We start from the raw sequence: 12,163 nt of genomic DNA, 5'->3' as shown, positions 1-12,163 counted from the left end.
AGCCCTAGTTCGTGGCGGGGTGATAGCTCGGGTCGATCAGGTCATCCACCACGGCCTTGACGTCGACGCCAGCATCGACCACGCCGGCTTTCTGCAAAGCGAGGCCCGCCTGCAGGATGGTTTCCTTCTGCGCATCGCCGATGGCGCTGTTGGTGATGTCGGTGCGTTCGATCTGGAGAGCGATCACTTCTTTCGGTAGCTTCGCGACCTCCACCAGCGCATCAACCAGCTGGTCGGGATTCTCGATCGAATACTGCCGCGCCTTCTCATAGGCGGCGATCACCTTCGTCACCAGCTGCGGGTTCTCCTTCGCGAACGCCTCGCGGACGTTGAGAATGCCCCAGCTGTTCGCCTCCGGGTTGCGGTAGAAAAGGTGGGCGCCTGCTTCGAGCTGGGCCGCCGCCATCATCGGATCAAGGCCGGCCCAGGCATCGACATCGCCGCGCACGAGCGCTGCCTTGCCATCTGCATGCTGCAGCAGAACGAACTGCACGTCCTTGTCGGTCAGGCCATGATCGGCCAGCGCGCGGATCAGGAAGATGTGCGGGTCGGTCCCGCGCGTCACCGCGACGCGCTTGCCTTTCAGGTCTTCGACCTTGGTGATCGGGCTGTCCTTCGGCGCGACGAGCGCCGTCCATTCCGGACGCGAATAGACATAGACCGACTTGATCGGGTTACCATTGATCTTGCCGACCAGCGCCGCAGCGCCAGCGGTCGAGCCGAAGTCGATCGATCCGGCATTGAGGAATTCGAGCGCCTTGTTCGAGCCTTGAGACTGCACCCAGCGAACCGAGATGCCGTCTTCCTTCAGGCTCTCCTCCAGCCAGCCGTTCTTTTTGAGAACCAGCCCGACCGGATTGTAGGTCGCGAAATCGACGGTTATTTCGGTGACCTGCGCCAGCGCCGGCGAAGCCAGCCCGATAGACGCAGCGGCGGCCAGGGCAAGAACGGCACGGCGCGAGAATGCGGCAAACGACATCGGTATCCCCTCCACGTCCGCCATCTCCCGAAGCAGCGGACACAATTTCCATCCTGCCCACAGGGTAGGAGAGGACCAAAGCGCCAGAAACGCACAGCATTCCAACTATGGCTACACACTTAGAAAAATCTTTCGCGATTTGTCTGCAACGGCGCTACGCAGCCAACGCGAGGCCCAATATCCTCCGCTACCGAAGCCCATTGCCTTCCGCCTCGTTTCGCAGCAAAACCCCGCCGATGGCGCTTTGCCGCCGACCGGAGCTTGCCATGGTCCTTCGTCCCGCTCTCACCCCGCTTGTCGCCGCGCTGCCGACGACGGTCCCCTTCGTCGGGCCCGAGGCACAGGAGCGTGATCGCGGCGGACGGCGGTTCCGGGCGCGCATCGGCGCCAACGAGAGCAGCTTCGGTCCCGCGCCTTCCGTGATCGCCGCCATGCGCGCGGCGGCGCCCGACATGTGGATGTATTGCGATCCCGATAATTTCGAGCTGAAGGCGGCGGTCGCCGCCCACCACAAGGTTTCCCGCAACAACGTCGTCATCGGCGAAGGCATCGACGGGCTGCTCAATCTCGTCGTTCGTATGCTGATCACACCCGGCCAGGCCGTCGTCACCTCGCTCGGCGCCTATCCCACCTTCAATTTCCACGTCGATGGCTTTGGCGGCAAGCTTGTCGCGGTGCCCTACGAGAACGACCACGAAAACCTCGACGGCCTGCTGGCCGCCGTTAAGCGCGAGAACGCGCCTCTGGTCTACCTCTCCAACCCCGACAACCCGATGGGCACCTGGTGGGAGGCTCACGAGATCCAGCGCTTCATCGAGGCGCTGCCCGAAACCACGATGCTGATCCTCGACGAGGCCTATGGCGAGCTCGGGCCGGACTCGGCGCTGGTGCCGATCGACGTGTCGCGGCCCAACGTCATCTGGATGCGCACCTTCTCCAAGGCCTATGGTCTTGCCGGCATCCGCTGCGGCTACGCCATCGGCGAGGAGCTTTTTATCAGCGAGATCGAGAAGGTCCGCAACCACTACGGCAACAACCGCATGGGCCTTGTGGCCGGTGAAGCCGCACTCGCCGACCAGGCGTGGCTTGCCGAGGTGAAAGCGAAGGTCGCAGCCGGGCGCGAACGCATCGCCGGCATCGCCCGCGACAACGGGCTGTCGCCCATACCTTCGGCCACCAACTTCGTCACGATCGACTGCGGTTCTGACGGCGCGTTCGCGCTCGGCATCATGAAGGAGTTGCTGGCGCGCGACGTCTTCATCCGCAAGCCGATGGTCCCGGTGCTGAACCGCTGCATCCGCGTCAGCGTCGGCCTGCCGTACGAACTCGACATCTTCGCCGAGGAACTGCCGAAGGCAATCGCGGCGGCGCGGGGTTAGCCTGCCGCCAACAGCGCTCGCAACCTGTCGAGCAGCGGCCGCTGCCCTTCGATGATCTTCCCGGCGGCCTCGTCCAGCGTAAACCACCCTGCCCGGTCGATCTCGGGATAGCTTGCCTTGCGCCCGCTCCGCGCCGGCCACTCCATCTCGAACTCGTTGCTGCGCAGTGTCGCTGGATTGAAATCGCCTTGCGCCGTAAACGCCGTCACCACCTTGCCCGCCTTTTGCCTGATGTCGCCAAGCGGGTACAGCGTGCCACCAATCGTCCAGCCGGTTTCCTCCGCGAATTCGCGCCGCGCCGCGGCTTCGGCGTCCTCGTCATCGCGGTATTCGCCCTTGGGAACCGACCACGCGCCGGCATCGCGTCTGGCCCAGAACGGCCCGCCCGGATGGACAAGCAGAACCTGCGGACCATCAGCATGCCTTCGATAAACCAGAATGCCCGCGCTTCTTGCCGCCATGAGCGACCTTCCCTCCAGGCCGCGGCTGACGCAAGATGGCGCCAGGAGGAAACGATGTATCTCAACACACTCGACTTCGGCCTCGGGGAAGACATCGAGGCGCTCCGCGAGACCGTCCGCCGGTTCGCGCAGGAACGGATCGCGCCGATCGCGGCGGACGTCGATCGCTCCAACGAATTCCCTGCCCATCTCTGGGCTGAACTCGGTTCCATAGGCCTGCTCGGCGTTACCGCCGACCCCAAATATGGCGGCTCGGGCATGAGCTACCTCGCCCATGTCGTCGCCATGGAGGAGATCTCTCGCGCATCGGCCTCCGTCGGCCTGTCATACGGCGCGCATTCGAACCTTTGCGTCAATCAGATCAATCGCTGGGGCACGCAGGCGCAGAAGGAGAAATACCTGCCGTCCCTCTGCACGGGCGAGACCGTCGGAGCGCTCGCCATGTCGGAGCCGGGTTCGGGCTCGGACGTGGTGTCGATGAAGCTGCGCGCGGAGAAGAAAAACGACCGATACGTGCTGAACGGCTCCAAGATGTGGATCACCAACGGCCCCGACGCCGGCGTGCTGGTGGTCTATGCCAAGACCGACCCGGAGCGGAAGTCGCGCGGCATCACCGCCTTCCTGATCGAGAAATCCATGCCGGGTTTCTCGATCGCGCAGAAACTCGACAAGCTCGGCATGCGCGGCTCCAACACGGGCGAGCTTGTCTTCAAGAATGTCGAGGTGCCGTTCGACAACGTTCTCGGCGCGGAGGGTCAAGGCGTCGAGGTGCTGATGTCCGGCCTCGACTATGAGCGGACAGTGCTGGCTGGCGGGCCGCTTGGTATCATGGCCGCCTGCCTCGACGTGGCCGTGCCCTATGTCCGGGAGCGCAAGCAGTTCGGCCAGCCGATCGGCGACTTCCAACTCGTGCAGGGCAAGCTTGCCGACATGTATGCCACCGCCAGCGCGTCCCGCGCCTATGTCTATGCCGTCGCCGCCGCCTGCGACCGCGGCCAGACGACGCGCAAGGACGCCGCCGGCTGCATCCTCTACGCCGCCGAAAAAGCCACCCAGATGGCGCTGGACGCGATCCAGCTGCTCGGCGGTAACGGCTACATCAACGACTACCCGACCGGCCGCCTCCTGCGCGACGCGAAACTCTACGAGATCGGCGCCGGCACAAGCGAGATCCGGCGCTGGCTGATCGGCCGTGAGATAATGGCGGAGGGGTAGAGCCTGTCATCCCTCCCGACAACCCGCATGCATAGCCTGCTCCGATGAGCTTTCTCGATCGCTTCCGCCAGAACCGTTTCGAACACGCGCTGCGCCGTCACGGCCTTCAGCGCTGCTCGATGTCGGGCAGCGCCCTGTGTATCGGCATGAGGCCGCACACCGAATACAACCGCATCGCCCTTGATACGGTTCCGGAGGCGCCGAGCTGGGTTTGCTTCCTCGAAGCACCGGAGCAAGCCCACCTCATCCGCGCCTTCGTCAGTGGTCCGCAGACCCGAACCGTCGAAAGGCTCATCATCGGCACGTCGCAGGACTACGACGCGAAACGTTCCGGCTATGACATGACCGACGCAATCGCGGCCCTGAAGGGCGCGCGGCTGCCGGCGCTGAAGCGGCTGGTGCTGGGCGAGATGGAGCTGCTGTTCAACGGGCATGCGCTCTACGGCTCGCTCGGCGACATCACCCACATCTTCGAGGCCGCGCCGCAACTTGAGGAACTCGAACTCTGCGGCCGTTTCTCATTGAAAGGACCCGTACGCCACGAATGGCTGCGTACGCTTTCTGTGTCTGTCTTCTCGGATATCGGCATCGGCGACGGCCCGCTCAGCCAGGATACCGTCTCGCACCTCCTGCTGTCGCATTTCCCAAGGCTTACCGCCTGCTCGCTCCACCTCGACGAAACGCCGCCTGACGTCGGCTTCTCGGTCCCCGAGGAATTCTTCGCCCGCCCGCGTTTCCTCGCAATGCAATCCTTCTCCATCAATGCGCTGACCCCGGAATCGGAAGCGCGCATGAAGGAATGGATGGAAAGGCGGCGCGTGGGGTAAACTTAAGCCGAATGGCATTTTTGGTTGGTTTGCCATATCTCGTCACATTTGCCAGATATTGCCGTGAGTGGTAAAACCTCGTCAGGAGGCTTATCATGCGCAAGCTACAAGGTTTTTCCGAGGACAAGCAGCTGCCGCTCGCTGCATCCGCCGAGCTTCAGTCTGTTCCCTACGCCCGGCTAAAGATCGACAGCGCCGGCCGCATTGTTATTCCCGCTGACATGCGCGCCGCGATGATGGTGAAGCCCGGCGACACGATAACCGCGTCAGTCGAAAACGGCGTATTCAGCATCACCTCGCCCGAGGTCGCGCTGGCCCGCGTGCGCGTGTTCGCCGAGGAGTTCAAAGCCAGGCATCCCGGAATCAGCTTGGTCGATGATTTGATCGCGGACCGGAGGGAGGAAGCGCGCAGAGAGGCCGAGGAAGCGGACGAATGGCGCAAGGCGCACGGACTGCCGCCTCTCGAATGATTACCCGCGTCATCGATACGTCCGTAATCATGGCAGTCGTTCTGGTTGAGCCCGGCTATGAGGTCGCGGCTCGATTGGCGAATGGCGCTGCCATCAGCAGTGTGAATTTGGCCGAGGTTGTCGCCAAGTGCATTGATCGGCAGGTACCGCCTGAGGTTGCCTTGAGCTTCATGAAGGACACCAATGTCGAAGTGGTCGGGTTTGATGACGATCTGGCCATCGTCGCGGGCGAATTGCAGCGGAAGGCGCGCAAAGGCGTTCTGTCGCTGGGCGACCGGGCCTGTATCGCCACCGCAATGCGCCTCAACGCGACGGTCGTCACGGCGGATCGCATCTGGGCATCACTCGATATAGACTGCGCCGTAGAACTCATCCGCTAGGAGCTTCATGCCCGCTCTCGCTTCCTCCATCTCTCCAACCTCCGATGCCTTCCGCGCCAATGCCGAACGCATGAAAGCGCTGGTCGCCGATATCGCGGCCAAGTCGGCGACAATCGAGCAAGGCGGATCGGAGGAGGCGCGCAAGCGTCACCTGGAGCGTGGAAAACTGCTGCCGCGCCAGCGCCTCGCCCAACTGCTCGATCCCGGCTCGCCCTTCCTCGAAATCGGGCAGTTCGCCGCGTGGGACATATATGACGACGCCATCGCATCCGCCGGAATGATCGCCGGCATCGGCCGTGTCTCCGGCCGCGAGGTCGTCATCGTCATCAACGACGCGACCGTGAAGGGCGGCACCTATTTTCCGATGACGGTGAAGAAGCACCTGCGCGCGCAGGAAATCGCGGCACAGAACAACCTGCCCTGCATCTATCTGGTCGATTCCGGCGGCGCCAACCTGCCCAATCAGGACGAGGTGTTTCCTGACCGCGAACATTTCGGCCGCATCTTCTTCAATCAGGCCAATTTGTCGGCGGCCGGCATTCCGCAGATCGCCTGCGTGATGGGGTCCTGCACGGCGGGCGGCGCCTATGTGCCGGCGATGTCCGACGAAAGCGTCATCGTGCGCAACCAGGGCACCATCTTTCTCGGCGGGCCGCCGCTGGTGAAGGCCGCCACCGGCGAGAACGTGACGGCTGAGGACCTGGGCGGCGCGGATGTCCACGCGCGACTGTCGGGTGTCGCGGACCACCTTGCCGAGGACGACGCGCACGCGCTCGCCATCATCAGGCGCATCGTCGGAAACCTGAATCGGAACAAGCCGATACAGCTGCAACTCAAGAAACCGATTCCGCCGCTTCATCCGGCGGATGATCTCTATGGCATCGTGCCCGCCGACCCGCGCCAGCCTTACGATGTGCGCGAGATCATCGCCCGCATCGTGGACGGCTCGGAGTTCGACGAGTTCAAGGCGAACTACGGCACGACGCTCGTCACCGGCTTCGCGCATCTGTACGGTATTCCTGTCGGCGTCATCGCCAACAGTGGCGTGCTCTTCTCCGAGAGCGCGTTGAAGGGCGCGCATTTCATCGAGCTTTGCTCGCAGCGCAAAATCCCGCTCGTCTTCCTGCAAAACATCACCGGCTTCATGGTCGGCAGGAGCTACGAGGAGCGGGGCATCGCGAAGGATGGGGCCAAGCTCGTCACTGCTGTCGCCACCGCGCAGGTGCCAAAGGTCACTATGATCATCGGCGGATCTTTCGGCGCCGGCAACTACGGCATGTGCGGCCGCGCTTTCTCGCCGCGCTTCCTGTGGATGTGGCCGAACGCCCGCATTTCCGTCATGGGCGGCGAGCAGGCGGCGACCGTCCTGTCGATGGTCAAGCGCGAGAACATCGAGCGCAAGGGAGGGGCGTGGTCTGCCGAGGACGAGGCCGCGTTTCGCGCGCCGATCCTCGATCAATACGAGCGCGAGGGCTCGCCGCTCTATTCGTCCGCGCGGCTTTGGGACGACGGCATCATCGACCCCGCGAAATCGCGAGAGGTGCTGGCGCTGTCGCTCTCGGCTGCGCTCAACGCGCCGATCGCCGAGACGAAGGTCGGCGTCTGGCGGATGTAGCGCCTAGCGCGGCTTCTTGCTGAAAGCCCTCATGAACCGCACCCCGCCATCGTCCTGCGCTTCCCCGATCGCCACATCCATGAAGTCGTCGGTCACGCGCACGACCGCAAAGCCGCCGAGGAAGGCTGCCTTCGGCTTGAAGATGTCGATTCCGCCTGCGCGGTAGATCAATTCCCGGTCGTGCTCGTGGCCGTGGAAAAGCCCCACCACGTTGTAACCCTTGATCGTGTCGAGCATCGCCTGCCGCTCCGCCTCGCTCCACCAGTGCGGCGGGCCTTCCCCATGATCGTCATAGGTCAGCGCGGGCAGGTCCCAACGCTCGGTTGAGAACGCGTCCCAGCCATAATGCTGGAACAGCAGCACCGGTCTTCCGTCGGTCGCGCTATCGGCGAGATCGCGCGCCAGCCATGGAAGCCCACTGACCGCGCCCTTTACCGTGTCGCCGCCAAAGCGCTGCAACTGCACGAGGTGCACCCCGCCCCAGTTCCAGGAATAGGAGTCCGACGCAGGGTCGTAGTTTTCGGCTGGAACCGTAGGCGCAAAAAACAGGCTCGGCCGGTGCTTCAGCTCGACGTAGTCGCGCAGTTCGCGTCGATACCAGTCACGGCGATCCGGCGGGCCGTCCTGGTCGAGGTCGTGATTGCCCAATCCGGTGTAGACCGGAAAATGAATCTGGTCGTCCCGCGTGCCCTGTTCGTAGCGCTGCGCAAACTGGAGCAGTTGGTAGCCCTCCTCCGGCTCGGCGCGCTGGCCGCCGCCGTCGTCCGTCATGTCGCCGCCGACAATGACACCAGCAGGGACGCCGATCACCTGCCCTGCGGAACGCAACCCGGTCGCCGCACCATCGATCTCGGCGGGCCACGCGATCTTCGGCAGGCCGTTGATCGCGCGGACGTGCTTCAGCAAGTTCTCGTCGGTCCTGCCCTCCTCGCGGCAGTTCGGGCTCAGCCCCTCCCTGGTCCGGCAGGCATGAACGTCATTGGTGAAGACGAAGGTGACGTCGGTTCGGTTCGCCTCCTGTCCATATGTATCGGCAAGTCCGGCGAGCGCGACCGCGAAAGACAGGCCGACAACCGCAAAACCTGACGACTTTGAACACTGCGCCATGACCAAGACCGACCTCCGGCTTGCCATGCTCGGGCAAATCCAGCGCCAATGCAATTTTTGATAGATTCGGCATTTAGCCAGACGCCGAATGAGAGAAGGCTTGTCATACAGGAGGAAACAGGATGCATTACATCGCCCGGCTGAACGAGGGAGGTTCGTTCTGCCGGGCTGCGTTCGATGCGCATAGTGTTCATTTGGGAGGATTTACATGCTCAGGAAACTGAAACTGCTCGCCATGGGCGCCGCGCTGGCGCTTGCAACGACCGCCGGCGCGCAGGCCGCCGGCAAGACCTTCTACTGGATTTCCCACGGCAGCCCGGCCGACCCGGTCTGGACCTACTTCCTTGCCGGCGCCGAGATGTGGGCAAAGGACACCGGCAACACGGTCAATACCTCGTTTCACAACGGCGACGTCGCGGCTCACCAGGAAGCGGTTCGCGCAGCCATCGCGGCCGGCGCCGACGGCATCACGACCACCAGCCCCGATCCGGGTAGCCTCGTCGAGGTCGCCAAGGAAGCCAACGCGGCCAACATCCCGATCATCAACTTCAACACGCCGGACCCGACGGCCAGCTTCGACGCCTATGTCGGCGGCGACAACGTGGTCTTCGGCAAGGGCTGGGCGCAATATCTCGTCGACAAGGGCCTGGTGAAGTCCGGCGACTTCGTCTGGATGCCGGTCGAAATCCCCGGTGCGACCTACGGCGTGCAGGAAGAGGAAGGCATAAAGAGCGTGTTCGAGCCGCTCGGCATCACCTACGAGATCACCGAGGCGACGCTGGACCAGGCTGAAGTCATCACCCGCATGGTCGATTATCTCACCGCCAACCGTACCAAGATCAAGGCCATGATCGGCCTCGGCGATCTCGTCACCGGTTCGGTCAAGCGCGTATGGGACCAGGTCGGCGTGAAGCCGGGCGAAATCCCGGTCGTCGGCTGGGGCAACTCGCTCGACACCACGCAGGAAGTGTTGAACGGCTACGTCAACGCTGCGCAGTGGCAGGACCCGCAGGCGACCAGCTATGTCGCGCTGTCGCTCGCCAACATGCAGTCCGGCGGCGTTCCGGCCGGGTTCAACGTGATCACAGGCGCGTTGTACGAGAAAGACACCGCGCAGGTCTACGACGACATCCTGTCCGGCAAGTAATCCGCCTGTTCGGCTGATGGCGCGCTCCGCGCCGTCAGCCTGATCGAACAATCGCCCGTCGCTTTTCGCGACGGGCGATCCTGACAAATGCAAGCTATCGGCGGGCCACGTGGAAAATCCTTCGATCCTGAAGCGCTTCATCGCACGGCCGGAGTTCGGCCCGTTCGTGCTCCTCGTCCTGATGATCGTCGTCTTCCAGTCGATCAATCCCAGCTTTCTTTCGCTGCAGAATATATCGAACACGCTGGCCTTCACCGTCGAGCTTGGCCTTATCGCGCTTGCGATGACGCTGCTGATGACTTCGGGCGAATTCGACCTGTCGGTCGGCTCGGTCTTCGGCTTTTCGGCCGTCCTGATGTGGACTCTCTTCAACGCCGAAATCATGCCGCTCGGGTTGAGCTTCCTTGTTGCGATCCTCGTTGCTGCCGCCATAGGCTTCTTCAACGGCATCTTCGTGACGCAGCTGAAGATCCCCTCCTTCCTGGTCACGCTCGGCATGTTGCTGGTCGTGCGCGGCACGGCGCTCTTCATCACCGACGGTTTCCCGCAGCGGACCTGGAACGCGACCGGCAGCTGGCTGGCGGAGCTTCTGGTCGGAGACTTTTACATCGGCTCCTTCCGACTCTACATGTCGCTCGTTTGGTTCATCCTGGCGATCGTCGTGCTGGGTTACATCCTGACCCAGAGCCGCGTCGGTAACTGGATCCAGGCGTCCGGCGGCAATCCCAACGCAGCTGCGGCACGCGGCGTCCAGGTCTCGCGCGTCAAGATCGGCCTGTTCATGCTGTCGTCGGTCATGGCGGCGCTCGCCGGCATCATAAGTTCGATCCGCACGTCGTCGGCCAACCCCAACAGCGGCACCGGCTACGAGCTCGAGGTCATCGCCATGGTGGTCATCGGCGGCACAGCGCTGATGGGCGGCCGCGGCACCATCATCGGAACCGTGATCGGTATCTTCATCCTGCGCCTCATGCGCAACGGCATCATCATGATCGGCGTGCCGGGCCTCGCCTACAACATCTTCATCGGCGCGATCATCCTTGGCATGATGGCGCTGCACTCCTGGCTCGAACGCCGTCACAAGGCGGGGACATGACCATGCCAAACACAGGAACCCAGCCCCTCGTCCGGATGGTCGACATCCACAAATCCTACGGCCAGGTGAAGGCGCTGGTCGGCGCGAACTTTCATGTCAACGAGCGCGAGATCGTCGGCCTGCTGGGCGACAACGGCGCCGGCAAGTCGACGCTGATCAAGGTGCTGTCGGGCGCCGTGCCGCTGACCAGCGGCGACATCTTCATGCGTGGAAAGAAGGTCGAGCTGCGCAGCACCAGCGACGCCATAGCGAACGGCATCGAGACGATCTACCAGGATTCCGCGCTGGTCACGCAATTGTCGATCGCGCGCAATCTCTTCCTCGGTCGTGAGCCGCTGAAAGGTCCGCATATCCTGAACCGGATGGACCAGGATTCCATGAACAATGTGGCGCGCGAGCTTTTGAAGCGCGTCGGCATCAGCAAGGACATACCGCCTACGACGCCGATCGGCTCGTTGTCTGGCGGCGAGAGGCAGGCCGTTGCGATCGCCCGCGCCATGCACTTCGACAGCGACCTCATCATCCTAGACGAGCCGACCAACAATCTGGGCGTCGCCGAGACGCAGGGTGTGCTGAAATTCGTCCGGGGCGCGCGCGATTCCGGCCATTCCTGCATCTTCATCGCGCACAACATCCACCACGTCTTCCAGGTCGTGGACCGCATCGTCGTCATGCGCCGGGGCAAGGTCGTCGCCGACGACATCGACCCCAAGAAGTCCACGGTCGAGGAGGTCGAGCGCGTAATTACCGGCATGTCCGAGGCCGACATAAAGGCCGCTGTTTCCTGATAATCCCGGGTTGCGGACCCGTTCAAAGCTATGACACTCTCGGGCGACGCCCGGGAGGTCCTGCATGATCCTGATCGGCCAATATGACTCGTCCTTTGTGCGCCGCGTGGCGATCGCGCTGAAGCTCTATGACATGCCGTTCCGGCACTTGCCGTGGTCGGTCTTCTCCGACGCCCACAGGATCAGACCCATCAATCCGCTGACACGCGTGCCGACGCTCATCCTCGACGACGAGGACGTGCTCGTCGATAGCCATCTGATCATCGGCTACCTCGAAAGCATCGTGCCCGCCGAGCGGTCACTCTGGCCCGCCGCCGACCCCGACCGTCACCGCGCGTTGAAAGTCGCAGGACTCGCCACCGGGCTGGCCGACAAGGCCGTCAGCCTGTTCTACGAGCAGCAGCTTCACGAACTGGTATCGCCGGTCTGGGTCGAGCGCTGCCGCGGACAGATCTCCGCCGCGCTGACGATGCTGGAGGAGGATCGCCTCCAGCATCAATCGCAGCACTGGTTCGGTGAGAGCATCGGCCACGCCGACATCGCTGTCGCCTGCGCCATCCGCCACGTCACGGAATCGCTGCACGGCGTCGTGGCGATGCAGGATTACCCGGCACTGCATGCCCATTGCGAGCGGCTGGAGGCCATGCCGATCTTCCGCGAGATCAGCCAGCCATTCATCCCGCCGGCCTGACCACGCTT

The 12,163-nt window shown here is 63.4% G+C and carries 13 protein-coding genes; 10 read left to right on the top strand and 3 right to left on the bottom strand.

All coding sequences use genetic code 11. From position 1 onward, the window contains the following. Positions 1-4 precede the first annotated feature (4 nt). Positions 5-979, bottom strand: coding sequence for an aliphatic sulfonate ABC transporter substrate-binding protein (locus tag ABMA32_RS07860; RefSeq protein WP_349013142.1), 975 nt, complete (start codon positions 977-979; stop codon positions 5-7). A gap of 266 nt (positions 980-1,245) precedes the next feature. Between ABMA32_RS07860 and ABMA32_RS07855 the strand changes: the two genes are divergently transcribed. Further along, the gene (locus tag ABMA32_RS07855) at positions 1,246-2,358 is read left to right on the top strand and encodes a pyridoxal phosphate-dependent aminotransferase (protein WP_349013141.1); all 1,113 of its coding nucleotides are present in this window, start codon (positions 1,246-1,248) and stop codon (positions 2,356-2,358) included. On the opposite strand, the gene ABMA32_RS07850 is transcribed toward ABMA32_RS07855, so the two are convergent. Continuing rightward, entirely contained in the window at positions 2,355-2,819 is a 465-nt protein-coding gene (locus tag ABMA32_RS07850; RefSeq protein WP_349013139.1) for an NUDIX hydrolase, read from the bottom strand. The two genes, ABMA32_RS07855 and ABMA32_RS07850, sit on opposite strands and share 4 nt — an antisense overlap. Positions 2,820-2,873: 54 nt before the next feature. Between ABMA32_RS07850 and ABMA32_RS07845 the strand changes: the two genes are divergently transcribed. The 5 genes from ABMA32_RS07845 (at position 2,874) to ABMA32_RS07825 (ending at position 7,326) form a co-directional block, all read left to right on the top strand. Beyond that, a complete protein-coding gene (locus tag ABMA32_RS07845; protein ID WP_349013137.1) occupies positions 2,874-4,034 on the top strand; it encodes an isovaleryl-CoA dehydrogenase in 1,161 nt (386 codons plus the stop codon). A 44-nt stretch (positions 4,035-4,078) separates the two neighbouring features. Next, the gene (locus ABMA32_RS07840; RefSeq protein ID WP_349013136.1) at positions 4,079-4,861 is read left to right on the top strand and encodes a hypothetical protein; all 783 of its coding nucleotides are present in this window, start codon (positions 4,079-4,081) and stop codon (positions 4,859-4,861) included. Positions 4,862-4,956: 95 nt separating this feature from the next. Next, entirely contained in the window at positions 4,957-5,331 is a 375-nt protein-coding gene (locus ABMA32_RS07835; RefSeq protein ID WP_349013135.1) for an AbrB/MazE/SpoVT family DNA-binding domain-containing protein, read from the top strand. Next, positions 5,295-5,711 (top strand): type II toxin-antitoxin system VapC family toxin, encoded by a 417-nt coding sequence (locus ABMA32_RS07830; RefSeq protein WP_349013134.1) that lies wholly within the window; start codon positions 5,295-5,297, stop codon positions 5,709-5,711. The genes ABMA32_RS07835 and ABMA32_RS07830 overlap by 37 nt, the downstream gene beginning before the upstream one ends. Before the next feature lie 7 nt (positions 5,712-5,718). Further along, the gene (locus ABMA32_RS07825; RefSeq protein WP_349013133.1) at positions 5,719-7,326 is read left to right on the top strand and encodes a carboxyl transferase domain-containing protein; all 1,608 of its coding nucleotides are present in this window, start codon (positions 5,719-5,721) and stop codon (positions 7,324-7,326) included. Between the two features lie 3 nt (positions 7,327-7,329). Here the strand turns inward: ABMA32_RS07825 and ABMA32_RS07820 are convergent, their stop codons facing one another. Beyond that, positions 7,330-8,433, bottom strand: coding sequence for a metallophosphoesterase (locus ABMA32_RS07820; RefSeq protein WP_349013132.1), 1,104 nt, complete (start codon positions 8,431-8,433; stop codon positions 7,330-7,332). 208 nt (positions 8,434-8,641) lie between these two features. On the opposite strand from ABMA32_RS07820, the gene ABMA32_RS07815 reads away from it, so the two are divergent. The 4 genes from ABMA32_RS07815 to ABMA32_RS07800 all read left to right on the top strand — a co-directional run bounded on the left by ABMA32_RS07815 (position 8,642) and on the right by ABMA32_RS07800 (position 12,155). Then, entirely contained in the window at positions 8,642-9,580 is a 939-nt protein-coding gene (locus tag ABMA32_RS07815; RefSeq protein ID WP_349013131.1) for a substrate-binding domain-containing protein, read from the top strand. A gap of 181 nt (positions 9,581-9,761) precedes the next feature. Beyond that, a complete protein-coding gene (locus ABMA32_RS07810; RefSeq protein WP_425475502.1) occupies positions 9,762-10,676 on the top strand; it encodes an ABC transporter permease in 915 nt (304 codons plus the stop codon). A 2-nt stretch (positions 10,677-10,678) separates the two neighbouring features. Then, positions 10,679-11,464 (top strand): ATP-binding cassette domain-containing protein, encoded by a 786-nt coding sequence (locus tag ABMA32_RS07805; protein ID WP_349013129.1) that lies wholly within the window; start codon positions 10,679-10,681, stop codon positions 11,462-11,464. A gap of 64 nt (positions 11,465-11,528) precedes the next feature. Further along, entirely contained in the window at positions 11,529-12,155 is a 627-nt protein-coding gene (locus ABMA32_RS07800) for a glutathione S-transferase family protein (protein WP_349013128.1), read from the top strand. Positions 12,156-12,163: the final 8 nt, after the last annotated feature.

Origin of the sequence: Mesorhizobium quangtriensis, assembly GCF_040081925.1 — a bacterium.
In the GTDB taxonomy this organism is placed as follows: domain Bacteria; phylum Pseudomonadota; class Alphaproteobacteria; order Rhizobiales; family Rhizobiaceae; genus Mesorhizobium_K; species Mesorhizobium_K quangtriensis.
This window is presented reverse-complemented; position numbering and strand designations above follow the sequence as displayed.